Raw genomic sequence first — 23,026 nt, 5'->3', positions numbered from 1 at the left:
GGGCCTTTTGCGTGAATTTCTGGCTTGATTTGCGTTGTTGAGTAAGATCATTCGCCCACAGTCTTTGAATCGTCTGTTGCGTCCATTGTTGATCACTTGTTGCGGCACCGCTCTTGTCGGCGCGGCTGCGTGGTCACTCGTCGGTATGGTCGCGATGGGCGGTTCCTTCGCGCATGGTTCGGGGCGCCTGCTGCCCAAACCGCAGCTCCATTTGGCTGAAAAAACGAAAGAGCGCGCCTGGGACAAGCACGCCAGGGTCAACCAGGCGACGCGGCTCGTCGCGGCCGCCGCGGCGCAGCCATTCGTCTCCGCAACGAGATTTGCGAACGATCCCGAATTCCCGAGAGATGCCGAATTGCTCGGCAAGAGCGCGCGTCTCGCGGCGACAGTGAAGAAGGCCGTATTGGCGTCCGAACAGCTCGCCAGCACTTCCGCTCCCTCGGTTTCCGCCCAATCTCGCCAAGTGACCGCGATGGCCGGCGTAGCCGCGCCGGCGCGCTTCGCCCCGATGACCACCGGTTTCGCCGACAAGCCGGCGATCCAGCTCGCCTATGCCACCCCGTCTCAGAGCCACGTGGAAAGCGGCGCGTTCTCCGCCGTGCTGACCGCGCCTCCCGAGGACGATCTCGCCGAACAGCCGGATCCGGACACGGCGGATGACACGGCCGCGCTGCCGAGCCATGAAGACACGCCGTCCGTCGGTCCCATGCCGGAGTTCCGCCCGCGCAGCGAACAAGCTGAGAAGCCCGCTGCCGAAACCCAGAAACCTGCGACGAAACAGGCCGAAGTCGAGGCTGCGGCGAAGCCCGAAGAGACCGGAAAGGCCGGCGAACGCGAAACGCAGGCAAAGCCGAAGGTCGCTTATGCGCGGCCGCAAGATCCGGCGGAAAACAGTTCCGGCACCGGATTCGGCCAGGCGCTGCGCAACATGTTCGGCGGTGGAGCCAAGGCCGGCAATGGCGTCGCCGTCTACGACATTACTGCCGCCAAGGTTTACATGCCCGACGGCAGCGTGCTCGAGGCCCATTCCGGCATCGGCAAGATGGCCGACAATCCGCGTTACGTGGACGTCAAGATGACCGGCCCGACCCCACCGCACACCTACAATCTCAAGATGCGCGAGACGCGCTTCCATGGGGTCGAGGCGATCCGCATGCTGCCGGTCGACGGAAAGAACAAGCACGGCCGCGACGGCTTCCTGACGCACAGCTACCTGCTGCGCGGCGGCCGGGCGGAATCGCATGGCTGTGTCGCCTTCGCCGACTATCCGCGTTTCCTGACCGCCTTCAAACAGGGCAAGGTCAAGCAGATCGTCGTGGTGCCGAGTGGCGGACGCGCGGCCGGTCTGCGCCTGGCACAGAACGGCAGGAGTTCCTGACGGGAAGCGTCCGACAGTCGGATTGCAGGACAAGGACGGTGAAGGTCTTCCGCCAATGGGGAACGGGCATTAAGATCCGGGCCTCAGGAGCGAGAACGAAGAGGACCGGGAGCTCGTCATGTGCCGAAACATAAAACCCCTGTTCAATTTCGAGCCGCCGGCGACGGACGCGGAAATCCATGACGCCGCGCTGCAATTCGTGCGCAAACTGAGCGGAACGACCAAACCGTCCAAGCGCAACGAGGCGGCCTTCGAGCACGCGGTCAATTCGATCGCCGCATGCGCCCGGGAATTGCTCGATTCACTCGAAACGTCGCAGCCGCCGCGCAACCGCGAGGAAGAGGCCGCCAAGGCCCGCGCCAGGAACGCGATCCGCTTCGCCTGAGTCGACGCAGCCTCATGCCTTGGCTGCAAGGCCGATTGCGGAGCGGAGGGAGGAAGCAGGGGCCAGAAAGAAAAAAGGGCCGACGGAAGACCGCGGCCCATAAGGTGTGAAGGTCAATAAACCTCCAGAGGGGAACAGCTGCTGCGGCGGCATTGGGAGGAGAACCGCCATGTGCATCAGCTGTGGGCTTTATGCCTGATTTTTGACCATCTGGAAAACAATTATTGTGCAATGCAGCTATGCGCTTGCCGCACAGGAGCAAATCCACGCCATGCTTCGGCGAAGCGGCGCCTACGACCAAAGAAAGATCTGGATAGAGGATCGGGACCGGCGCGAAACACCGGTCCCGATGATATAGCTGCTACACTAGCGACCGTGGGATCGGCCGCATCTGCATGCTAGGGCGGTTTTCTCGATCCGAAAGCCCGGCCTCGGAGCTGCCCGGGTTGTCCGCATTCTATCCACCGGTTGTGCACAGGCCGATCTTGCCGCAACGCCTTGGCAGAGCTCCCATTTTTTTGGCTCTGTGATTTGCGCTTTCTTCAGCGGGGGGGGGGGCTGGGCGGATTCGCCTGCGGACCTCATGCCAGCGATTTCTGGCGGGTTTCCGCATCGATGAGGCAGGCCGCTATCGCAGCCGCGAGCAACAGGCCCGCAAAGGTGCCGATCGCAGGCCCACAAAGCCGATCAAGGACGGGGCGAGCAGACCGCCGACACGGCCAGGATCAGAAGACTGCGGCGGCGCAGATCTCCGGAGAAGATACCGGCACTCGGTGAGGCCGCAGGAAGCATGATCGACACCGCTGTTTCGAGTTGAGGCGGCGATGGTGACGAGCATCCGATTGACGATGGCTTTTGCTTCGACGGCCTTGCCGCCGATACCAAAGGCAATGCGCTCTTCGTCGCCCTCATTCGCGATCTGCACAGGATCAATTCCGATATGCCGCCGCCGGCGACCCACTGGTTCAGGCAGCCGGACTGTTGAACAGCAGCCGGATCAGAAGCACCGTGCCGGCAGGTGCTGCCGGCTGACCGAAAGGCGGTGGTCACTCTATTCGTCGAGCGGTGACCTTCTCAAGAAAGCCTGTGGACTCGTCAGTAGGGCGAGACGCAGATCCGCCGCGGACCGTAATAGGGCTGGAACGTGTTGTCGTAAGCCCTGTAAGACCGGTAACGGGCATAGCACCAGCTTGTATGCGCGTCGCCGCCGTAATAGGTCTGACGATAATAGCGCGGCGCATAGTAGCGTGGCGCATAGTAGCGTGGCGCATAGTAGCGTGGCGCATAGTAGCGCGGACGATAGTAGGTCGGGCCATAGTAGCCTTGGTCGTAATAGCCGTCACCGTAGTAGCTTGGGCCATAGTAGCGCGGCTGCGCCAGCGCTCCACCGATGATCGTCCCGACGGCCAGCCCGCCGAGCGCCCAGGCCCAATCGTCACTGCCACCGTGATGGTGTCCGCGGTAGCCACCGTGGTAGCCGCCACCGTATCGCCGGTACTGAACCAGTTGCGCTTGCGTCGCCTCGATCTTCGGGACGTCCGCGGCTGTAGGAAATGCCATGGCCGACGGAACGCTCGTCAGCGTCGACGCCACGGACAAGGCAATGATCGTTAGCCTGTTCATCGGCTTACCTCCATTTTCCCTGCTTGACCCCAATTATACATCGGAAATGGCGCCGAAGCACTGCGTTGGGATGCTGCGCCCGGTCGTGGTCGGTGGAAGCCAAAGCCATTCCAATTATTTCATTTACTGCAATTAAATTGCAGATATTATTTCTATTCTTCGGCGCGATCAGCCGCGCTAATCTCACTTCATCGGCAGCAACCGACGGGCCAGGATGGCCCAACGAATTCCATACCCCGCCCGCCGGCGGCCACCACTGAGGAGAGAAGACATGTCCAGCAAGCTCGAAGTCCTGACCCCCGCCAACAGCCAGCTGATCTTCATCGACCAGCAACCACAGATGGCTTTCGGCGTTCAGTCGATCGATCGGCAGGTCCTGAAGAACAATGTCGTCGGCCTGGCCAAGGCGGCCAAGGTCTTCAACATCCCGACGACGATCACGACTGTCGAAACCGGTTCCTTCTCCGGCCACACCTACCCCGAGCTGCTGAGCGTCTTCCCAGAAAACGACATCCTCGAGCGCACCTCGATGAATTCATGGGACGATCAGAACGTCCGCGACGCACTGGCAAAAAATGCCGCGAACGGCCGAAAGAAAGTGATTGTTTCCGGGCTCTGGACGGAGGTCTGCAACACCACCTTCGCACTGTCCTGCATGCATGACACCGACTATGAGATCTACATGGTTGCCGATGCATCCGGCGGCACGTCCGTCGATGCGCACAAATACGCCATGGACCGGATGGTTCAGGCCGGCGTCGTCCCGGTCACCTGGCAGCAGGTCCTCCTGGAGTGGCAGCGCGACTGGGCGCATCGGGAAACCTACGACGCGGTCACTGCAATCGTGAAGGAGCATTCCGGCGCCTACGGCATGGGCATCGACTATGCCTACACTATGGTTCACAAGGCAGCCGAACGCGTCGCACATGGCAAGACGATCGGCCCGAACCCGGCGAAGTGATCGCCAAGCCTGCTTGGGTGAACACCAGCAAATACGCACAGTCGCCAGGAAGAAGACAAGGCCGGCCCTGAGGGGGCGGCCTTTCCGTTCAGTCCGCATCCACGCGCCCTAGCAACCCGGCGGTGATCCAGCTTTGGGTCAGGTCCTGTCGCAAGCAGCTCCCAAGTGCAACTTCAGCATTAACGATTAAGGAATACACCCGCTTTCCAAATTATGTTGACGGTCCGATGTTCCGCGCGCATTTTAGAAAGCAACAGTTTTCCTATTTTGCCTTTCGCCCCGCCACACGGGGGAAAGGAACCGGCCATGATCTTGAACCTTTACTGCGGCGCGTGCTGGAGCGCGGCGAGACAGTGGTTGCGAAAGACCGTCCCTTTTATATCGAGCGTCACGGTTACCCCGAAACAGTTTATTTCGATATCTCCTATTCGCCCGTCCGCGACGAAAAACAAAAAGTTCGTGGCGTTTTCTGCATCGTCAACGAAACGACGGAGCGGGTGAAGTTCGAGGGCGCCTTAAAATCAAGTGAAGAGCGACTTCGCGCCATTTTCTCGCAGTCGGCCGCCGGCATCAGCCAGACGGACCTGACGGGCCGCTTCCTTCTGGTCAACAATCGTTTCTGCGAAATCGTCGGCTACAGCGAAGCCGAACTGCTGACGTTACGGATGCACGACATCACCTTTCCCGAAGACATCGCCGAAAGCGCTCGCCTGTTCAAAAGGATGGCGAGCACCGGCCAGAGCTATGAAATCGAGAAACGCTATCTGCGTAAAAATGGAGGACTCGTCTGGGTTACGAACTCGGTCTCCGTGCTCCGCGACGAGCGCGGCAATTTTCGGCAGACCGCCGCCGTCATCGTCGACATCACCGAGCGCAAGCGCGCCCAGGAGGTCGAGCGTCGCCTTGCGGCCATCATCGCATCCTCAAACGATGCCATTCTTGGCATCGATCTCAGGATGAGGATCACGACCTGGAATGCGGGCGCCGAAAGGCTCTACGGCTATTTGGCGGAAGAAATGGTCGGCCGCTCCGTCATGACGCTGGTTCCCGAGGATCGAATTGATGAAGAACCTGCGATCCTCAGACAGGTCAGCGCAGGCCTCAAGGTTGAGCCATACGAAACCAGACGGCTCCACAAAGACGGCCGATGCGTCGACGTCCTCCTCAGCGTTTCGCCGATCTATGACGCCTATGGCAGCATCGTCGGCGCTTCGAAATTGGCTCACGACATTACGGTGCGGAAGGAGGCGGAGCGCCTTCAGACCGTCTTGGTCGGTGAACTGAACCATCGCGTCAAAAACGTGTTTGCGACCGTCCTGGCAATTGCCCGGCAGACCCTCGGGCGCAGCGACACAACGGATGTCGGAGAGGTGGAGGCTTTTGAGGCGCGTCTTGTTTCGATGGCACGAGCGCACGACCTGCTCACCCATGGAAATTGGGAACGGGCGGAGTTGAAGACGATCATCAACCAGGCAATCTCCCCCTACGCACGGGAACGGTTTGTCGTTTCCGGCCCGCAGGTCCAGGTACCGCCGAGGATGGTCGTATCGCTGTCCTTGGCGCTGCATGAACTCGCTACGAATGCTGCAAAGTATGGCGCGTTATCGACCGGGCGCGGCCGGATCTCGATCACCTGGTCTCTGCAGACCGGCACACCGACCCGGTTGACGCTGCGCTGGCAGGAATCTGGCGGTCCGGTGGTAAAGCACCCATCGCGCAAAGGGTTTGGCTCGCGCCTAATTCAAACCCTATTGGCTGCCGAACTGAATGGCCAGGTGGAGATCAGCTATCACCCGTCGGGTCTGGTGTGTTCTGTCGATGCGGCCCTACAAGGCGGGTGGGACGAACCCACCTCGCCCTGATTGGGCCGTGACACGCAAGCACGACGTTGGCCTACGCCTTGCCGGAAAGTGCAAGCACGCGGTCCAATGCCGCCGCAAAGCCTTTGAGCGACACCGAGAACGCGACGTCCTTTTCCGTATCGCTCGCATGGCCACCGATTTTCAGCGTCGTTCCACTGCGCAGCGAGGCGACCGTGCCCTCGGTAAAGGTCAACGATACGATGCAGCCGATGGGCAGGCAGGTTCGGAATGGCGTCGGCTTGCCGCCGGTCGCCTCATCGACGCCAAGCGTGACGCCCTTTTCCAGATAGAGGCCGAACGGAAGCGCGAGGCTCCCCTCCAGACCGGCCGTTTCAGCCGGCCGAAGCTCGAGCGTCAGCACATGCTGGCCGCTCTTGTGAAACTGCCGCTGTGACAGGATGCAGTGCCTTTTACCCTCGACCTCGGCGCAGGCCACGCTCCAGTCCTCATAAGTTTCGGAAAGCTGGGAGGGTGCAGAAGCCTTTCCAGCCGCCGCGTCCTCGCCATGGAGCGGCGTGCTGGCGACGAATGTCGCCACCAGCATTGTCGAGAGCCACACGAACCGACGCATCAGAAGCGTACGTCAAGCTTGGCGTCGACCGCATTCTGCGTCGTGCCGGAGCCGAACTGGCCGGTGTAGGTGATGCCGAGGCTGGCATTGCCCGTCAGTGCGAAATCGATGCCGGCCTCGATGATTGCGGCATCTTCGGCGATCGGCGTCCCGGCCACCGAGAACGCACTGCCCGTGCCAAAGGCCATGGTCGAGAACGGCGTCGTGTCGCCGAAGGCGTGTTGCCAGCCGAGCATGCCGCGCACCTTTGCGTCGGTCGGGCCAAGGCTGAGCGGCGCAGAAGCACGCAGACCGAGCGTCGTGAAGGTCGTATCGGTTGTGTTGCTCCGGCTCGAAAGCGCTGCCGCGGCACCGCGCTCGGTGAAGCCGTCAGTGTGCAGGCTGACATAAGCGAGGTTCGCAAAGGGCTCGAGCGCGACACTCGGCAGATCGATGCGGTAGCCGACTTCGCCGAACGCCTGGAAGGTTCCGGCATCGTAATCGGCCTTCAACTGGTCGGTGAAACCGGGGAAGGCAACGGAGCGCGCGGTGTTGATCGAATGCCAGGTGTAGGCCAGGCCCGACCGCAGCGCGACATCACCCCAGCGGCCGCCACTATAGACACCGAGGTGGTAGTTGTCGCTGTCGCCGCTGGAGGCACGGCTGTCGACATCGAAGTTCGTCCGGCTGTAGGCGGCCATGATGCCGATCAAAGCATTGTCCGAGACCGCGGCATCGAAGCCGGTGACGAAACCGCCCGTCGACTGGTCAAGCGCGCCAGCGTTGCCGTTGCCGTCGGTGTTGGTCCAGGAGCCGAACACCTGGCCCCAGCCGGCCATCGCCGGCCGGGCCACCGATGCCGCGTTGATCGCCCCGACGGCACCGGTTGTGATTTTGTCTTCCGGACCATAGGCCAGAACCGGGACATCCGCCGCTGCCACGTCGTCGAAGGCTGCGCGAATGCGGTCGTTCGCGGCGTTGCGCAACAGACTGCTGTCGTTGATCAACGCCGTCTGCGCCGAAGCATGGACTTCGCCCGACAAAAGGTCGAAGGCACGACGTGCTGCATCGCCGTCCAGCAGGATCAGGGCATTGTAGAGCCCGAGCGAAGGGCCGCTCTGGCCGAGCGTGTTGAGGGCCAGCGCCGCCTGTCGCTGGTTGCCCGTGGCAGCTTCGCCTTCAAAGACGCCGGGCTCGGGTTCGCCGGGTTTCGGTTCGCCGGGCTTGGGTTCACCCGGTTTCGGCTCGCCCGGCTTTGGTTCCCCGGGCTTCGGTTCGCCTGGCTTGGGCTCCGTGCCCCCGTTTTTGACCTTGATCTTGAGGTCGACCTGCTTTTCCTTCTGGTCGAGCGACACTTCGAGGAAGGCGGATTTCGAGATCGCTTCGGCGAACTGCCCCTCGATCGCCCGATCCGCGGTCAGGATCGTATAGGTCTGTCCGGTCTTGTAGCTGGTGTTCGCGTCGAGTGCGGTGACCTGAACGTTGGTACCGCTGCCGATCTTGGCGATACCGGTGTTTTCGTTGGTGCCAATGCTCTTGACGACGATCCGGTCGGAACGGCCGTCGCCGGCGATGTCCGCCTCGTAGATCGAACCGGTCGCCATATCGAGCCGCCCCATGACCGTCAGCGTGCCGGTGGAACTGTTGCCGGGCGAGATGATCGCCTTCGAGTCGATGTAGGTGTCGCCGACTGTGCCGGAGCCGCCCAGCCTGCCGAAAGAGGTCGAGTTCGGATCGCGGATGCGGTTCATCTCGCCGAACACGTCCACCTCATTCGTATAGAAACGATCGCCCTCAACCCGTCCCGTCTCGCCGTCGACGATCAGTGTTCCACCGGTCACTTCGAACCGGGTCTCGCTGTAGTCCGTAATGCCGGTATCCGGATCATTGTCGATCGTGTCGAGGTTGCTCTTCAGCACCAGCTTGCCGCCGGAAACGTTCACCTTGCCGTAGAATTTCGTCAGGTCGCCGCTGACGATGGTTTCGCCGGAGAAATTGCTGATCGTGCCCTTGCCACCGATCGTGTTGGCAAACTCGTAACCCGCGTTCGTATGGTTGAAATTGACGTAACCCCTTCGCGGGCCGAAATCGATCTTCGCCGCCGGATCGACCGTGCCCGCCGCCTGCGCCTGCCGAGCAATGGGCTCGGCGATATTGTTCAGGTCGACTTTGCCGCCGATCGTCAGGCTGCCCATGCCTTCGTTGTTGACGCCACCGATGCCGGAAAGCACGATGCCGCCGCCCGCCGAAAGCTTGCCGCCGTTTGCGACGGAAAGGTTGACCCTGCCGCTATCGCCGATCGTCAGCGTGTCGGCAACCTTGAGCTCGCTGCCGGCGCCATCGACATAGGCTTGGATTGTGTCGACGCTCTCGTCTTCCTGCAGGACGGCGGTGTTGGTCGAGACGACGGCGCCCTTCTCGATCGTGAGGCTGTCGCCGATCGTCAACTCGCCGGTATTGACCCAGCGCGAATTCTCGCCAGTCACCAGAACCGTGCCGTTCTCGAAGTAGGCCGTCCTGGAATTGATGAGACCGCCGTTCTCGATCCTGACTGCGGCGGTGTTGAGCGTCAGCGCACCATCGGCGACACCCAGATAATCGGTGGAAAGCATGGAGCCGGCGCCGCGCACCACGAGCGTTCCGTCGCCTTCCTGTAGCGAACCGACATAGGTTTCCTTGGCTGAGACCGTGCCGCCGTTCTCGATGATCAACGTGCCCTTGCCGCCATAGATGCCGTTTTCGAAGCCGCCGACGAAGAGCGCGCGATAGCCGTTCGGATTGCTATCGACAATGTTCCAGGTCGAGCCTGGACCGGAGACGACGACCGTTCCGACGGAACCGCGGCCATCGGCGATGTAGCCGTTGGTGCTTTCAACCTTGGCGCCGTCCTTGATCGTCAGGGTGGCGCCGCCGGTGCCGCCGCGGATCACCAGGTTGCCGTTGATCGTATGGTCGCCGGTCCAGGTTGTGTCGCCCGGAACGAGCAACCCGGCCGCGTTCGCCGGAGACGGGATGAACGGTGCGGCCGCCAGCATCATCGAGAGAAGACCGGCGCGGCCAAGCGCGGTCGAACTCAGAAGGTTGATCCTCGAAACGTCCGCCTTCGCAGAGATAATCAATGTCTGCCCCTTTTTCATTTGCACATGTTTGCGCACAACTCCCAGGCGAACGGTTTCGCCGGGACGCGCGGGTCATGGGCGGCTATAGCAAGCCGGCGAAAGGGGAGAATTCGGGTTTCTGCAAACGGCAAATTGCAGCGCTGAAGGGTTGTGGCTTTCTGCAGACGGCTTGATTTCGCCGACGAACGGCAATCGACATCGGCGCCCGCTTCAACCATAAAAATGGCATGAAACCAGAAGATGAAACCAATTCAGTGGACGAAGGCGCCTATATCGCCAGCGTGCGGCGCGCGACGCTCTGGCTCGGATTTCTCTATTGGTTCATTGAATTCATCATCAGCAGCATCCTGTGGGGCATACTCGGAATCGATCCGATCATGTCGGCACCGGGAAAGCTGCTCCTGATGATCTGCGGCATGACCTTTTCCTATGGCATCGCCGCGGCGATGTTTGGCGTGCGGCGGCACCATATCGCAATCAAGATCGTCGTCGGTTTTGCAACTTCGCTCGTGGCCGCATTCGCCAATACCGGCGTCGACTTCATGCTCTACCTTGTGATCGTGCGTCCCGATCCGATCACGGTCGACTGGACCAGCATCGGCTATACGCTCGTCTACAGCATGGCGACCTTCGTCGGCTGGTCGTTCTTTTTCGTCGCGCTGCTCTACAGTTTCGAGCTGCGCGAACGCGAGCGACGCCTGGCGATCACGCGCGAGGAGGCGCTCGCGGCGCAAATGCGGGCTCTCCGCTACCAGGTCAATCCGCACTTCCTGTTCAACACGCTGAACTCCATCGCCGGACTGATCGAGGAAGGGCAGACCGTTGCCGCAACGCGCATGGTGATGTCGCTTTCAAACTTTCTGCGCACGACCCTGGAGCTCGATCCCTTGCACGACGTGCGGCTGGCGGATGAACTGGCCCTGCAGGCCGGTTATCTTCACATCGAAGGCGAGCGTTACTCCGACCGGATGAAACTCAGGATGGACATTGCCAGCGGCCTGGAAGAGGCGCTGGTGCCGAGCCTGATCCTGCAACCCCTGATCGAGAACGCGGTCAAACACGGCGTCGGCCGCTCGCCAGAACAGGTCGAGATCGTCATCAGCGCGGCCAAGGTCGGCCAGGCGCTCGAAATCACCGTCGAGAACGATATTGCCGCAGAGGCCGACAATGGCCGGCGCCAGACCTCCGGCACCGGGATCGGCCTCAAGAATGTCGCCGACCGCGTCCAGGCGCGCTTTCCGGGTGTCGGCGCCTGTGTATCCGGGCTGGTGACGCCCAGGCGTTTCAGAGCCGCAATTACGATACCGCTGAGGCTTGCATGAACGAAATCCAGACAGTCTCCCTTTCGATCCTCGTCATCGACGATGAGCCGCTCGCCAGACGTCGCCTGCTGCGCCTGCTCGGCGCAATGCCAGACGTCGAGGTATTGGGAGCCGCCGGCAATGTCCAGCAGGCCTGCGACCTCATCGCCGAGCTGCAGCCGGACGTGATCCTGCTCGATATCCAGATGCCTGGCGGCACCGGCTTCGACATCCTGGGGAAGCTGGGGAGCAATGCGCCCGCAGTCGTCTTCGTGACCGCCTTCGATCACTATGCGCTTCGCGCCTTCGAGGCGGCTGCCGTCGACTATGTCACCAAGCCGATCGAGGCGAACCGCCTGCGCACCGCAATCGAGCGGGCGCGCGTGGCGATTGCGGCGCGAACGAGCACCGAACGTGTATTGGAACTCAACGAAACCGTGCATGCGCTGCGACAGGCACTGCGCAAACACGAAGCCCAGTCGGCCGATCTCTGGATCAAGTCCCGCGGAGAATTCGTTCGCATCGCGCTTGATCGGGTCGTGCGTTTCCAGGCGGAGCGCGACTATGTCCGCATCCATATCGAGGGTCGGTCCTATCTGCATCACGAAAGTCTCGCATCGCTCGAACGCCGGCTCGACCCGGCCGAGTTTCTGAGGCTACATCGCAGTTCGATCGTGCGCCGCGACTGCATCATGGGACTCAAGCAGGCCCCCTTTGCTGCCCTTATCGCCCTGCTCTCCGATGGCAGCGAAATCCGCGTCGGGCGGACCTATGCGCGCCATATCCGGCCGACCACCGCCGAGCGCCCACCAAGCGCTTGAAGGGCCGCGCGCGGAAGATCGCGACATACTTAGCGCAAGACTCCGCGCAGCCGTGGCACCGCAAAATCCACGAACGCCCTGAGCTTCATCGGCACCAGACCCTGCGGCAGATAGACCAGCTGGACCGGAAGCGGCGGGTGTTCGAACGCCTCCAGCAAGGGAACGAGCAACCCCTCTGCGACGGGACGCGCCACCTGATAGGAAAGCACCCGCGTCAGGCCGAGGCCGGCGATGGCGGCATCGACGGCCGATTCCGCCGTGTTGACGATCAGCCGCGACCGGATCGGCGCAGCCAGTTCGCGCCCATCGTCGAGAAAGCGCCAGACATGGGCGGCCGTGACGTTTTCGAAGGTGATGCAGTCATGCTCGGCGAGCTTGTTCGGATGCTGGGGCGCGCCGAGCCGCGCGACATAATCGGGGCTTGCATAGACCACGCGGCGGACGGTGCCGAGCTTGGTCGCAACCAGATTGCTATCGGGAAGATTACCGATCCGAAGCGCCACGTCGATGTGGTCGTCAACGAGATTGGCAAACCGGTCACTCAGCGCCAGCCGCATGTCGATCTGGGGATGAGCCTTCAGGAAGTCCACGACGACCGGAAGGACGTGCAGGCGGCCGAAGACGATCGGAGCAGAGATCGTCAGGTCGCCCTTGACCGCGCTGTATTCACCGGCGGCCACTCTTTCCGCCTCTTCGACGCGCGCCAGGATCTCCTTGGCCGCTTCCACATAGGAGCGGCCGGTTTCCGTCAGAAGGACTTTGCGGTTCGTCCGGGTGATGAGCTGGGCGCCAAGATGCGTCTCGAGTTCCGAAACTTTCCGGCTGACGGTGGCAAGCGGCACCTTGAGCTGCCGCGAGGCGGCCGACAGGCTGCCATTCTCGATGACGGCAAGCAGAACGCCCATGGCGTCGAGACGGTCCATTCTTTCCTTCCAAAAAATGAGAATCTGACTACCGAATATCCATTCTACTGCCAAAAATTGGAAAGTCATAGATTGCTCTCGAAGGCGGTTCATCCCGAACCGCCGGAGGGCCGCGACGGTTCTCACGCACTCGAGGGACATCCCCCATGAAACTCTATCGCCATCCGCTGTCCGGCCATTCACACCGGGCGCAGCTCTTTCTGTCGCTGCTCGGCGTACCGCACGAACTGATCGACGTGGATCTCAAGGCCCGGGCACACAAGGAGCCGGAGTTCCTGAAGCTCAATCCGTTCGGTCAGGTTCCGGTTCTCGATGACGACGGCACCATCATTGCGGACTCCAATGCCATCCTCGTCTATCTCGCCAAGAAGCTCGGCCGCATCGACTGGCTCCCGGAAGATCCGGCCTTGGCCGCCAAGGTACAGAAATGGCTTTCGGTTGCCGCCGGCGATATCGCCTTTGGCCCGGCGGCTGCCCGGCTCGTCACCGTGTTCGGCGCCAATCTGCGGGCGGAAGAGGCGATTGCCCGGGCGCATCGCGTGCTGGCGCAGATCGATGCTGAACTGACCGGCCGCGACTTCCTGCTCGGCGCCCGGCCGACCATCGCCGACGTTTCGCTCTACAGCTACGTTTCCGCCGCGCCCGAGGGCAATGTCGACCTCTCCGACTATGCCCAGGTCCGGGCCTGGCTTGCCCGCATCGAGCGCCTGCCCGGCTTCGTCGGCTTCCAGAAGACGGCTGTCGGCCTCGCCGCCTGACGAACCGGGCCCCGGGGCAGCCACCCTGTCCCGCCCTCACCCCAACGAGGTTTCAGATCATGCCGGACAATGCACAACAGAAACGGCCGGACTCTCCCTGGCACGAAGGCGAACTTGCCATCCAGCGCAGCCTCGGAGTCGTCGAACGCATGGATGCAACGGGGCGGAACTTCGTGCGCAGCTTCATGCCCGAGCAGCACCAGCGGTTCTTCCCCATGCTGCCATTCGCTGTCTTCGGCGCGGTCGACGCAAAAGGTGACGTCTGGGCGACGATGCGCGCCGCAGCCCCCGGCTTCATGCAGGCTCCCGACGCCTTGAACCTCGACGTGCGGCTGCCGCGCGAACCCGATGATCCGGCGGATGCCGGCATGGATGACGCCCATTCGATCGGCATGCTCGGCATCCAGCTCGAAACCCGGCGCCGCAACCGGCTGAACGGCGCGATCCTGCGTGAGGGCGACGACGGGTTCACCATTCGTGTGCGCCAGAGTTTCGGCAACTGCCCGCAATATATCCAGCTCCGGCAATTCTCCTTTTCCCGTGCCCCGCACGATCCGGCATCGCACCGGCCGGTCCGCTACACGGCGCTCGACGAGCGCGCCCGGGCGATCATCGCCAATGCCGATACCTTTTTCGTCGCCTCCTATTTCGACCGCGATACCGGCGAGCGGCAGGTCGATGTCTCCCATCGCGGCGGAAAGGCTGGTTTCGTCGAGATCGGCGACGATGACGTTCTCACGATCCCCGACTTCTCCGGCAACCTGTTCTTCAACACGCTCGGCAACTTCATGGTCAATCCGCGCGCCGGTCTGCTGTTCATCGACTTCGCGACCGGCGACATGCTGCAGCTGACCGGTAGCGCCGAGGTCATTCTGTCTTCGCCCGAGGTCGCCGCCTTCCAGGGTGCCGAACGCCTGTGGCGCTTCCGGCCCGAACAGGTCGTTTATCGCCAGGATGGCCTGCCGCTTCGCTGGGCCTTCGAGGATGGTGGTTGGTCGCCCAACCTGCTGACGACAGGCGACTGGGAGCAAGCGAAGGCACGCCTGCAGGCCGCGACCCTGGCCGAAAAGTGGCGGCCGTTCCGGGTTGCGCGCGTCGAAGAGGAAAGTACGACGATCCGCTCGCTCTACCTCGCGCCGGACGATGGTGTCGGCCTCATGGCCCACCGGGCCGGCCAGCACCTGCCGATCCGGATGCGGACAGACGCGAACGGCAAGGCTCTTGTCCGAAGCTACACGCTCTCCTCCGCCCCGACCGATGCGCTCTATCGCATCAGCGTCAAGAAGGACGGCATCGTTTCACGGCAACTGCATCGACTCAAACCCGGTGACCGGATCGAAGCGCGTGCGCCAGCCGGCAGTTTCACGATCGATGGCACGGAGCGGCGACCGGCGGCGCTGATCGGCGCCGGCGTCGGCATCACGCCGATGGTGGCCATGCTCCAGCACATCGTCCACGAGGGTCGCCGCAAGCGCCGCACGCGTCCGACCTGGCTTTTTCAGGCCGCCCGCTCCTTGGAGGAACGTGCCTTCGACCGGGAAATCGCCGCTCTGGTCGAGGAAGGCCAAGGCAATATCCGCCTCGTGCGCGCGCTCAGCCAACCGGAGGGCGCGACCGAAGGGCAGGACTATGACGTCAGTGGCCGGATCGATCTCACTCATCTGAAAGCCACCCTGCCTTTCGACGACTACGACTTCTATCTGTGCGGCCCGGCGGCCTTCACGCAGTCCCTCTATGATGGTCTTCGCGCGCTCAATGTGGCCGACGCCCGCATCCATGCGGAAGCCTTTGGGCTCTCGTCGCTGACACGGCGGCCGGATGGCGGTTCTCAGCCGATCATGGCACCGCCGGCGAGCGTTCCCGTCCACGTCGTCTTTGCGAAATCCGCCAAGGAGGCCCGCTGGCAACCGGGCGACGGCAATCTGCTCGATCTCGCCGAAGCGCGCGGGCTGACACCCGAATTCGGCTGCCGCAACGGCAGTTGCGGATCCTGCAGGACGTCGGTGCTCGAAGGAAAAGTGACCTATCCGTCCGCGCCCTCTTTCCCGGTGGCAGAGGACGAAGCGCTGATCTGCTGTGCCGTTCCGGCTGAAGACGAGGAACACAAGCTGCATCTTTCGCTCTAAGCCATGTATCGGCTATTGATGGACATCGTCAGTAGCCGTGCGGGATGCAGAATGAACGATCAACAGATCCGCGATATCGTCCTCTGGCTTTCGGAGCAGGGCCTGAAGGGGCTGGATGAGCCGGAGCTGTTCGCTGGCTTCTGCGAGCAGTGCCGTGCAGCCGGCCTCGACCTTGCCCGCGCACTGGGGCTGATCGACACGCTGCATCCGGAATTCGAAGGCCGCGCCTTCCAGTGGAATGACGAGACGGATGTGACGCCCGATGTCATCCAGTACGGCTCGACAACGACCGGCGAAGCCCTGTTGAATTGGCAGAATTCCATCTTCTACCACATGCTCAACGATCATGAGCCGGAACGGCGCACCCGCCTCGCGACCGAGGAAACCGTCAGCTTCACGATGCTGAACGAGCTGAAGGAGCAAGGGCACACCGATTGCGTCAGCATGATCCACCATTTCACCGATCAGGGTCGCGTCGGGGGAATGGATTGTTTCTATTCCTATTGGACGACCCGCAAGCCGTCCGGTTTCGCCGAGGACGACATCGCTGCGCTCCGGGCCCTGTTGCCGACGCTCGCGCTCGCGGTGAAGACCGGCTCCTGCATGCGCATCATCAGCACGCTTGCCGATGTCTATCTTGGCGCCGACGCCGGAAAACGCGTTGTCGAGGGAAGCATCGCCCGCGGTGCGGCGGTGCGCATCGAAACGGTCATGTGGTTTTCGGACCTCAGGAGCTACACCCGCATCTCGGACACCGCCTCGCCCGACCAGATCATCCCGCTGCTCAACGATTATTCGGGCACGGTGATCACGGCCATTCACGACCATGGTGGCTGCGTGCTGAAGCTCATCGGTGACGGTGTGCTTGCGATCTTCAATGCCGACGACCCGGCTACCGCCTGCGCCAACGCCATTGCGGCCGAACGGCAGCTCCGCCGCATGCTCACCGAGCTCAATACGAGCCGGCAGGCGGAGGGCAAGCCGACGACCGACGTCTATCTCGGCCTCCATATCGGCGAAGTGTTCTACGGCAATATCGGCAGCCAGACCCGACTCGATTTCACCGTCGTCGGTCCGGCCGTCAACGAAGTGAGCCGCATTTCATCGATGTGCCGTTCGGTCGAGCGGCACATGATCATGTCTTCTGATTTCGTCGAGGCCTGCCCGCCGGAACATCAGGTCCATGCGGTGTCGCTGGGGCGTTTCGCGCTGCGCGGCATCGCGCGGGCAAAGGAGCTGTTCACGTGGGATCCGGAACTGCCGGCGAACTGAAAAGCGTGCCGTTACTGGCTCATCACGCCCTGAGAGACGCGCGAGAGATGGCGGTGCTGCAGCTCGGCTTGAACCTCACCCTGGAAGTCCATCACCTGCCGGCGCACTTCGTCTTCCGAGCAGCCGCAGGCAAGAAGTTCGTCGGCGAGGGCGCGGCACCGGCGGCGCCAGAATTGCAGGGCTTCGGCGCCATGCAGATCTTCAAGCTCGACGGCAGCGGTGCGGATGGCGGTCAATCTCCTTGCCACCGGAAACGGAACGATCGTGCTCGCATCGGATTCCGTGGCTTTCACTGATTGCTTGCCTGCCATCTTCTCATTTGCCCCCTGGAGCTTCGTGCGTTGACGCGAACGCATGAAGACGCCCTACGCTTGTCGATGTCGAGCACCTCACGCGCCTGCGGTGTCCCCAACCGCAGGCGAAGCACTCTGGTGATTCCTGTTCTACGAAGCCTATGGTTAACGTTTCCTTCCCGCCGCCGCCGCCAGATGCGGATTGACCGCTTGTGGGACAGAAGATGTCGGCCTCGTCAAACCGGCGACACGGTCGTCCGCTTTTCTGGGTTGGTTTCCGACATAAAACATGACATTGGAATTCATATTTATACCCACCACCCTCGGTCGCCGCCCCCCCAGTGAGTGCAGCTGCATGTTGAAGCGTTTCTTCGCGTTTTACCGCCCCTATCGCGGCCTGTTCATTCTCGACTTTTCCTGCGCCGTGCTTTCCGGCCTGCTCGAGCTCGGCTTCCCGATCGCAGTGAAGCTGTTCGTCGATCAGCTTTTGCCGAGCCAGGAATGGACCCTGATCCTGTTGTCCTCGGCGGGACTACTGCTCGTCTATCTGCTCAATACCGGCCTGATGGCGACGGTCACCTATTGGGGCCACATGCTCGGCATCAACATCGAGACGGACATGCGGCGGATGGCCTTCGACCATCTGCAGAAGCTCTCCTTCTCGTTCTTCGACAACCAGAAGACCGGTCATCTGGTCGGGCGCCTGACGAAGGACCTCGAGGAAATCGGCGAAGTCGCCCACCACGGGCCTGAAGACCTGTTCATTGCGATCATGACCTTCATCGGCGCACTCTTGCTGATGCTGATGGTGCATTGGCAGCTGGCGCTGATCACGGCCGCCGTCGTGCCGATGACAGCCTGGGTTACCAGCCGCTACGGCGGGCGGATGACCCGGAACTTCCGCAACCTTTACGGCCGGGTGGGCGATTTCAACGCCCGCATCGAGGAGAATGTTGGGGGGATACGGGTGGTACAGGCCTTAGCCAAGAAGCGCATGAGCGCAGCCTCTTCGAGACCGACAACCAGAACTATCGCCGCACCAAGCTCGAAGCCTATCGCATCATGGCCGCGAGCACGTCGCTCAGCTACATGAGCATGCGGCTGACGCAGCTGATCGTCATGATCACCGGCTGCTACTTCGTGCTGACCGGCGAGCTGACGAATGGCGGCTTCGTCAGCTTCCTGCTTCTGGTCGGCGTGTTCTTCCGCCCCGTCGAGAAGATCAACTCGGTCATCGAGACCTATCCGAAGGGTATTGCCGGCTTCAAACGCTTCCTCGAACTCATGGAAACCGAGCCCGATATCGAGGATCGGCCAGATGCTGCCGACGTCACCGACCTCAAGGGTGACATCACCTATAGCGGCGTCTCGTTCGGCTACAGCGCCGAGAAGCCGATCATCCAGAACATCGACCTGACGATCCATGCCGGCGAGACGATCGCCTTCGTCGGTCCCTCGGGCGCCGGCAAGACGACGATCTGCTCGCTGCTGCCACGCTTCTACGAGGTCAGCGAAGGTTCGATCACCATCGACGGCACTGACATCCGCGACATCACGCTTTCCTCGCTGCGTGGCCAGATCGGTATCGTCCAGCAGGATGTCTTCCTCTTCGCCGGCACCATTCGCGGCAACATCGCCTATGGCCGGCTCGGTGCCAGTGAAGCCGATATCCTGGATGCCGCCCGGCGCGCCAAGCTCGACGGCACGATCCAGGCGTTGCCGGACGGCATGGACACGGTGATCGGCGAGCGCGGAGTCAAGCTTTCCGGCGGGCAAAAGCAGAGGCTGGCGATCGCCCGCATGTTCCTGAAGAACCCCGCAATCCTCATCCTCGACGAGGCGACCTCCGCGCTCGACACCGAATCGGAACGGGCGATCCAGCAGTCGCTGGCCGAACTTTCCAGGGGCAGGACGACATTGATCATCGCGCACCGGCTGGCAACGATCCGCGATGCCGATCGCATCGTTGTGGGCGACGGCAGCCGCATTCGCGAACAGGGACCGCACGAAACACTGCTCGCCGCCAAGGGCGCCTATAGCCGCCTCTATCACGCCCAGGCAGGTACCATCTGATGATGGCCATGGCAGCGTAGGCATTGCATGCGGAAGGAGGGGACGATACGAACGGAACACATTGCACCCTCCGTCCGCCAGATCCTTAGCGCCATGAACACTCCTGATCTTTCCGTCCTTGAACGCGCCATAGCAGCCTTGCCGCAGCACCACCCCGGACCGGGCGGCGTTGCCGGTGTGGTGAGAGACGGCGAGGTCCTGTTTCGCCACGCCTGGGGCTATGCCGACCTGACGGCCCGCAAACAGATGACGATGGCGACGCGGATTCCGATCTGCTCGATCACCAAGCAGCTAACCTGCGCGGTGCTGCTGGACGCGGTTGGTCGTCCCGAGAAGCTCGACCCCGCGCTCGACGCCTATCTCCCCTTGCTCGAAGGCAAGCGCCCGACCGCTGCCCATCTCTGTCACAACCAGTCCGGACTTCGCGACTACTGGGCGTTGACGGTGCTTGAGGGCGCCAGCCACGATGGTGTCTTCCGCCGTGAGGATGCACGCCCGCTGCTGTCCAAGGCGCGCTCGACGCATTTCGAGCCCGGCACCCGCTATTCCTACTCCAACGGCAATTTCCGCATTCTCGCCGACCTGATTGAAGAGCATACCGGCCGCTCAATGGCGGAACTCTATCAGAGCTCCGTCTTTGGTCCCGCGGCCATGCAGACCGCCGCCCTGACCCCGGATACCAGCCTGCCGCCGGACGGTATCGTCGGCTACGAGGGCAACGAGGCGATCGGCTATTTCGAGGCGCTCAATCGCATCTATTGGGCGGGCGACGCCGGTGTTTCCGCCTCGCTCGACGACATGCTGGCCTGGGAGTGCTTCATCGACGGGACGCGTGACGATGCGGACGGGCTCTATCGCCGCCTTTCTGCACCGCAGACCTATGCGGATGGTCGCCCGGCACCCTACGGCTTCGGCCTCGCACACGAGATGATCGGCGATGTCGCGATCAGTGGTCACGGTGGCGCGCTTCGCGGTTTCCGCTGCCGCAGGCTTTACGCACCCACCGAGCGTCTCTCCGTCGTGGTGATGTTCAATCACGAAGGCGATGCCCATGCGGCTGCAACGACGCTGATGAAGATCGCTCTCGGCCACGAGGATACCGAGACCACGTCCGGGAGCTGGGACGCGCGGAGCACCGGAAGCTACCTGGATCCGGAAACGGGCCTCGCCCTTGTCGCCAGACCGACGGCATCGTCCCGCATCGAACTGCGGTTCGCGACTTCGCCCGAAACGCTTGCCGTCAGTGCCGACGGCAGCGCCCGCTCGGCGGCGGTGACCCTGACCGCGCAAGGCGCCGCGCTTCGCATGGAACGGCCCCGCGAAAATCTGACGGTGAATGCCGAACGTATTTCCGGCACGGCGTTCCCCGACATCGCCGGCCGCTACCATTCGGCTGAACTCGACGCTCATCTCGACATCGTCTCCACCAATGGCGTCTTCTACGGCGGCTTCGACGGTGCGCTCGGCACCGGAGCGATGCATGCCATGCGACCGCTGGCCGAAGACGTCTGGCTCCTTCGCTGCAAGCGCGCGATGGATGCACCGGCACCGGGAGACTGGACCATGCTCGTCCGGCGCAACGCGCAAGGCGAGGTTGCAGGCCTCACCATCGGCTGCTGGCTCGCCCGGCGGATCGACTACACGAAAATCGGCTGAGGCCGTGATCGAGGCGCCGGATATGCTAAGCAGAGGCGCGGCGATGGGCCGCGACATGACCAGAAACCGGAAGACCACGGCGTGAAACAGAAGCGACCAACGGCTGCGCGAGACAACGGCCGCCGCCCCGCAGCCGATGCCGGCAAGCGCGTGACCGTTGCCCGCGCACTTTCCAAGCTCGGCTACTGTTCGCGCACGCAAGCCGAAAAGCTCGTTCTCGAAGGACGCGTCAGCGTCAGCGGACGCAAGGCCACGAGCCTTTCACATTGGGTCGACATCGACAAGGATAGCATCGCGGTCGATGGCAAGCCGGTGCATGCCGAAGAGAAGATCTATCTGATGCTGAACAAGCCGCGCGGATTGGTCACCACTCGGCACGACCCCGAGGGCCGGCCGACGGTGTTCGATTGCCTGACGGAATCCGACTTGTCTTTCCTGTCCCCGGTCGGTCGCCTCGATAAAGCCAGCGAAGGGCTTCTGCTCTTCACCAACGACACAGTGCTTGCCCAGCGCCTGCTCGATCCTGAAACACATCTCGGCAAGGTCTACCACGTGCAGATCGCCGGTCAGGTCGGTGACGGGCATCTCAGGCAGATGGTTGCCGGCATCGAGGAAGGCGGCGAGGTGCTGCGCGCCGCACGTGCCGTCCATCTCAAGGGTGGCGACAAGAACACATGGATCGAAGTGGAGCTGGAAGAGGGGCGCAACCGCCAGATCCGCCGCATGCTTGATGCGCTCGGCTTCGAGGTTTTGCGCCTGCTTCGCGTTTCGATCGGGACGATCGCGCTTGGCGACTTACCCAAAGGCGCCACCCGTACACTCACGGCGGAAGAAATCACCTATCTGAGACAACGCACGGGTCTTTGACGGGCCATGCCGGAACATTCGAGTGCCTCGAGACCCAGGCTGGCCGCTGCAATTTTTAGGAACACCCTGCCGTGAGGTGGGCGGTCATCTAATGCGACGTCCGAAACGACGACCTCACTCCACCGGAACATGCACGCGACAAGCGCGTGGTTGGCCGGTAGCCGGTTCCGACCTCAATTCTCCCGCATGGCCCTGCGAAATGTCCGTGCCAGCGGCTCGCCGATATAGGCGAGCATCGTTGTGCCCGAAAGAATGAGCGAAAACGGCACCGCTAATCCTGCGGCCGCAATACTTGCGGGGAAGAGGTGATGCTGGCGGGCTCAGTCGCGACGCGATGGTCCTTCTGCCCCGGAAGAGAGCCGAAAAGGCTTCGAGATCCAAGAACGCTACCGGCGACAATCGACTAAACCGAAGAGCGGCCTCGATGCGAACCTCTACGTCATTCGCATAAATCCGTACGACGAACGGACGAGCCCCGCCCCCTTGGTACCTGCCGTGTTGACGTTGAACCGCGGGGGCCGTCGCTGTATCATTTTGGTGTTCTTTTTCATCCTGTTAGCCTGCGGAAGGAGGACATTATGCGCCTTCCTGAGATACCTTGGGCGGTCCCGCTATCTGTTCGTTTGCAGTCAGGATCGAACCGCATTTTTGCATCGGTCTACGACGCACTGGACTTTCTAGAACATGAATGGCCGATACGGCACGGACAAGGCTATGAACGCGCCGTCATAACGTGCCGCTGTGCGCTGAATCGCTCTGTTCCAGCAGCGGTTGCTCGTGATGCCTTCATCGGTGCGTGCTTGGAGGCTGGTATGGCGACGTCAGCGGTTGCCAACCACTATCACCATGCCAGCCCGGGATCTCACGGCAACAAGCCATTGAGCTGACAACGCCAAGCGTGGCTGTGGCCTGATTGAACTCCGATCTTCACCGATAACCACTTCCAGAATGTGGTGATGGGGATCCGACCGATCCAGCCAAGAAACGACGAGCGGACTGCGTACCGATTATGTGACTACACCCGACGGCGCCGCTAAGCTTCGACAACATTCGGGTCT

At 62.2% G+C, this 23,026-nt stretch carries 19 protein-coding genes and 1 pseudogene; 14 read left to right on the top strand and 6 right to left on the bottom strand.

The features are described 5' to 3' along the window. Positions 1–211 precede the first annotated feature (211 nt). Positions 212–1,378 carry a DUF2778 domain-containing protein gene (locus AC0C6X_RS14215; protein ID WP_472953664.1) on the top strand — a complete coding sequence of 389 codons (1,167 nt, stop codon included), beginning with the start codon at positions 212–214 and terminating at the stop codon, positions 1,376–1,378. 118 nt (positions 1,379–1,496) lie between these two features. Then, on the top strand, positions 1,497–1,763 hold the full coding sequence (locus AC0C6X_RS14210; RefSeq protein WP_472953662.1) for a DUF2277 domain-containing protein: 267 nt from the start codon (positions 1,497–1,499) through the stop codon (positions 1,761–1,763). Positions 1,764–2,391: 628 nt separating this feature from the next. Here the strand turns inward: AC0C6X_RS14210 and AC0C6X_RS14205 are convergent. Together AC0C6X_RS14205 and AC0C6X_RS14200 are read right to left on the bottom strand one after the other, a co-directional pair. Next, entirely contained in the window at positions 2,392–2,688 is a 297-nt protein-coding gene (locus AC0C6X_RS14205; RefSeq protein WP_432704688.1) for a hypothetical protein, read from the bottom strand. 170 nt (positions 2,689–2,858) lie between these two features. Continuing rightward, positions 2,859–3,386, bottom strand: a complete 528-nt coding sequence (locus AC0C6X_RS14200) for a BA14K family protein (protein WP_472953659.1) — start codon at positions 3,384–3,386, stop codon at positions 2,859–2,861. On the opposite strand from AC0C6X_RS14200, the gene AC0C6X_RS14195 reads away from it, so the two are divergent. The 3 genes from AC0C6X_RS14195 to AC0C6X_RS14185 all read left to right on the top strand — a co-directional run bounded on the left by AC0C6X_RS14195 (position 3,322) and on the right by AC0C6X_RS14185 (position 6,209). Beyond that, positions 3,322–3,522: a hypothetical protein gene (locus AC0C6X_RS14195; protein ID WP_173518217.1), complete on the top strand. Its 201-nt coding sequence runs from the start codon at positions 3,322–3,324 to the stop codon at positions 3,520–3,522. The genes AC0C6X_RS14200 and AC0C6X_RS14195 overlap by 65 nt on opposite strands. A gap of 135 nt (positions 3,523–3,657) precedes the next feature. Continuing rightward, complete coding sequence (locus AC0C6X_RS14190) at positions 3,658–4,347, top strand: hydrolase (protein WP_247958795.1); 690 nt, start codon at positions 3,658–3,660, stop codon at positions 4,345–4,347. Between the two features lie 227 nt (positions 4,348–4,574). Further along, positions 4,575–6,209 carry a PAS domain-containing sensor histidine kinase gene (locus AC0C6X_RS14185; protein WP_472953658.1) on the top strand — a complete coding sequence of 545 codons (1,635 nt, stop codon included), beginning with the start codon at positions 4,575–4,577 and terminating at the stop codon, positions 6,207–6,209. A gap of 31 nt (positions 6,210–6,240) precedes the next feature. Here AC0C6X_RS14185 and AC0C6X_RS14180 read toward each other — a convergent pair whose 3' ends face one another. Next, the gene (locus AC0C6X_RS14180) at positions 6,241–6,780 is read right to left on the bottom strand and encodes an invasion associated locus B family protein (RefSeq protein ID WP_472953657.1); all 540 of its coding nucleotides are present in this window, start codon (positions 6,778–6,780) and stop codon (positions 6,241–6,243) included. Then, on the bottom strand, positions 6,780–9,878 hold the full coding sequence (locus tag AC0C6X_RS14175) for an autotransporter family protein (protein WP_472953655.1): 3,099 nt from the start codon (positions 9,876–9,878) through the stop codon (positions 6,780–6,782). The genes AC0C6X_RS14180 and AC0C6X_RS14175 overlap by 1 nt, the downstream gene beginning before the upstream one ends. A 227-nt stretch (positions 9,879–10,105) precedes the next feature. Here AC0C6X_RS14175 and AC0C6X_RS14170 point away from each other — a divergent pair, with 227 nt between their 5' ends. Both AC0C6X_RS14170 and AC0C6X_RS14165 read left to right on the top strand, forming a co-directional pair. Beyond that, positions 10,106–11,200 carry a sensor histidine kinase gene (locus AC0C6X_RS14170; RefSeq protein ID WP_173519067.1) on the top strand — a complete coding sequence of 365 codons (1,095 nt, stop codon included), beginning with the start codon at positions 10,106–10,108 and terminating at the stop codon, positions 11,198–11,200. Beyond that, positions 11,197–12,000 (top strand): LytR/AlgR family response regulator transcription factor, encoded by an 804-nt coding sequence (locus tag AC0C6X_RS14165; protein ID WP_472953653.1) that lies wholly within the window; start codon positions 11,197–11,199, stop codon positions 11,998–12,000. The genes AC0C6X_RS14170 and AC0C6X_RS14165 overlap by 4 nt, the downstream gene beginning before the upstream one ends. Positions 12,001–12,029: 29 nt before the next feature. On the opposite strand, the gene AC0C6X_RS14160 is transcribed toward AC0C6X_RS14165, so the two are convergent. Next, positions 12,030–12,923, bottom strand: coding sequence for a LysR family transcriptional regulator (locus AC0C6X_RS14160; protein WP_173519069.1), 894 nt, complete (start codon positions 12,921–12,923; stop codon positions 12,030–12,032). 146 nt (positions 12,924–13,069) lie between these two features. Between AC0C6X_RS14160 and AC0C6X_RS14155 the strand changes: the two genes are divergently transcribed. Genes AC0C6X_RS14155 through AC0C6X_RS14145 form a run of 3 tightly spaced genes read left to right on the top strand, consistent with a single transcriptional unit; the run spans position 13,070 to position 17,079 of the window. Further along, positions 13,070–13,681 carry a glutathione S-transferase family protein gene (locus AC0C6X_RS14155; RefSeq protein ID WP_173519070.1) on the top strand — a complete coding sequence of 204 codons (612 nt, stop codon included), beginning with the start codon at positions 13,070–13,072 and terminating at the stop codon, positions 13,679–13,681. Positions 13,682–13,740: 59 nt separating this feature from the next. Continuing rightward, positions 13,741–15,807 (top strand): 2Fe-2S iron-sulfur cluster-binding protein, encoded by a 2,067-nt coding sequence (locus AC0C6X_RS14150; protein ID WP_472953650.1) that lies wholly within the window; start codon positions 13,741–13,743, stop codon positions 15,805–15,807. A gap of 51 nt (positions 15,808–15,858) precedes the next feature. Continuing rightward, positions 15,859–17,079 carry an adenylate/guanylate cyclase domain-containing protein gene (locus tag AC0C6X_RS14145; RefSeq protein WP_472953647.1) on the top strand — a complete coding sequence of 407 codons (1,221 nt, stop codon included), beginning with the start codon at positions 15,859–15,861 and terminating at the stop codon, positions 17,077–17,079. Positions 17,080–17,090: 11 nt separating this feature from the next. Here the strand turns inward: AC0C6X_RS14145 and AC0C6X_RS14140 are convergent, their stop codons facing one another. Next, positions 17,091–17,372, bottom strand: a complete 282-nt coding sequence (locus AC0C6X_RS14140; protein WP_472953646.1) for a DUF6074 family protein — start codon at positions 17,370–17,372, stop codon at positions 17,091–17,093. Positions 17,373–17,727: 355 nt separating this feature from the next. On the opposite strand from AC0C6X_RS14140, the pseudogene AC0C6X_RS14135 reads away from it, so the two are divergent. From AC0C6X_RS14135 to AC0C6X_RS14120, 4 genes and pseudogenes are all read left to right on the top strand, one after another. Then, positions 17,728–19,445 (top strand): annotated as a pseudogene (locus AC0C6X_RS14135) (ABC transporter ATP-binding protein). 93 nt (positions 19,446–19,538) lie between these two features. Next, on the top strand, positions 19,539–21,101 hold the full coding sequence (locus AC0C6X_RS14130; protein WP_173519074.1) for a D-aminopeptidase: 1,563 nt from the start codon (positions 19,539–19,541) through the stop codon (positions 21,099–21,101). Positions 21,102–21,182: 81 nt separating this feature from the next. Continuing rightward, a complete protein-coding gene (locus AC0C6X_RS14125; protein WP_472953645.1) occupies positions 21,183–21,968 on the top strand; it encodes a pseudouridine synthase in 786 nt (261 codons plus the stop codon). 578 nt (positions 21,969–22,546) lie between these two features. After that, positions 22,547–22,855: a DUF982 domain-containing protein gene (locus tag AC0C6X_RS14120; protein ID WP_173519079.1), complete on the top strand. Its 309-nt coding sequence runs from the start codon at positions 22,547–22,549 to the stop codon at positions 22,853–22,855. Positions 22,856–23,026: the final 171 nt, after the last annotated feature.

Source organism: Ensifer sp. VA4, from assembly GCF_055710065.1.
The sequence above is the reverse complement of the archived record's forward strand: the minus strand, read 5'-3'. Positions and strand labels throughout refer to the sequence as shown.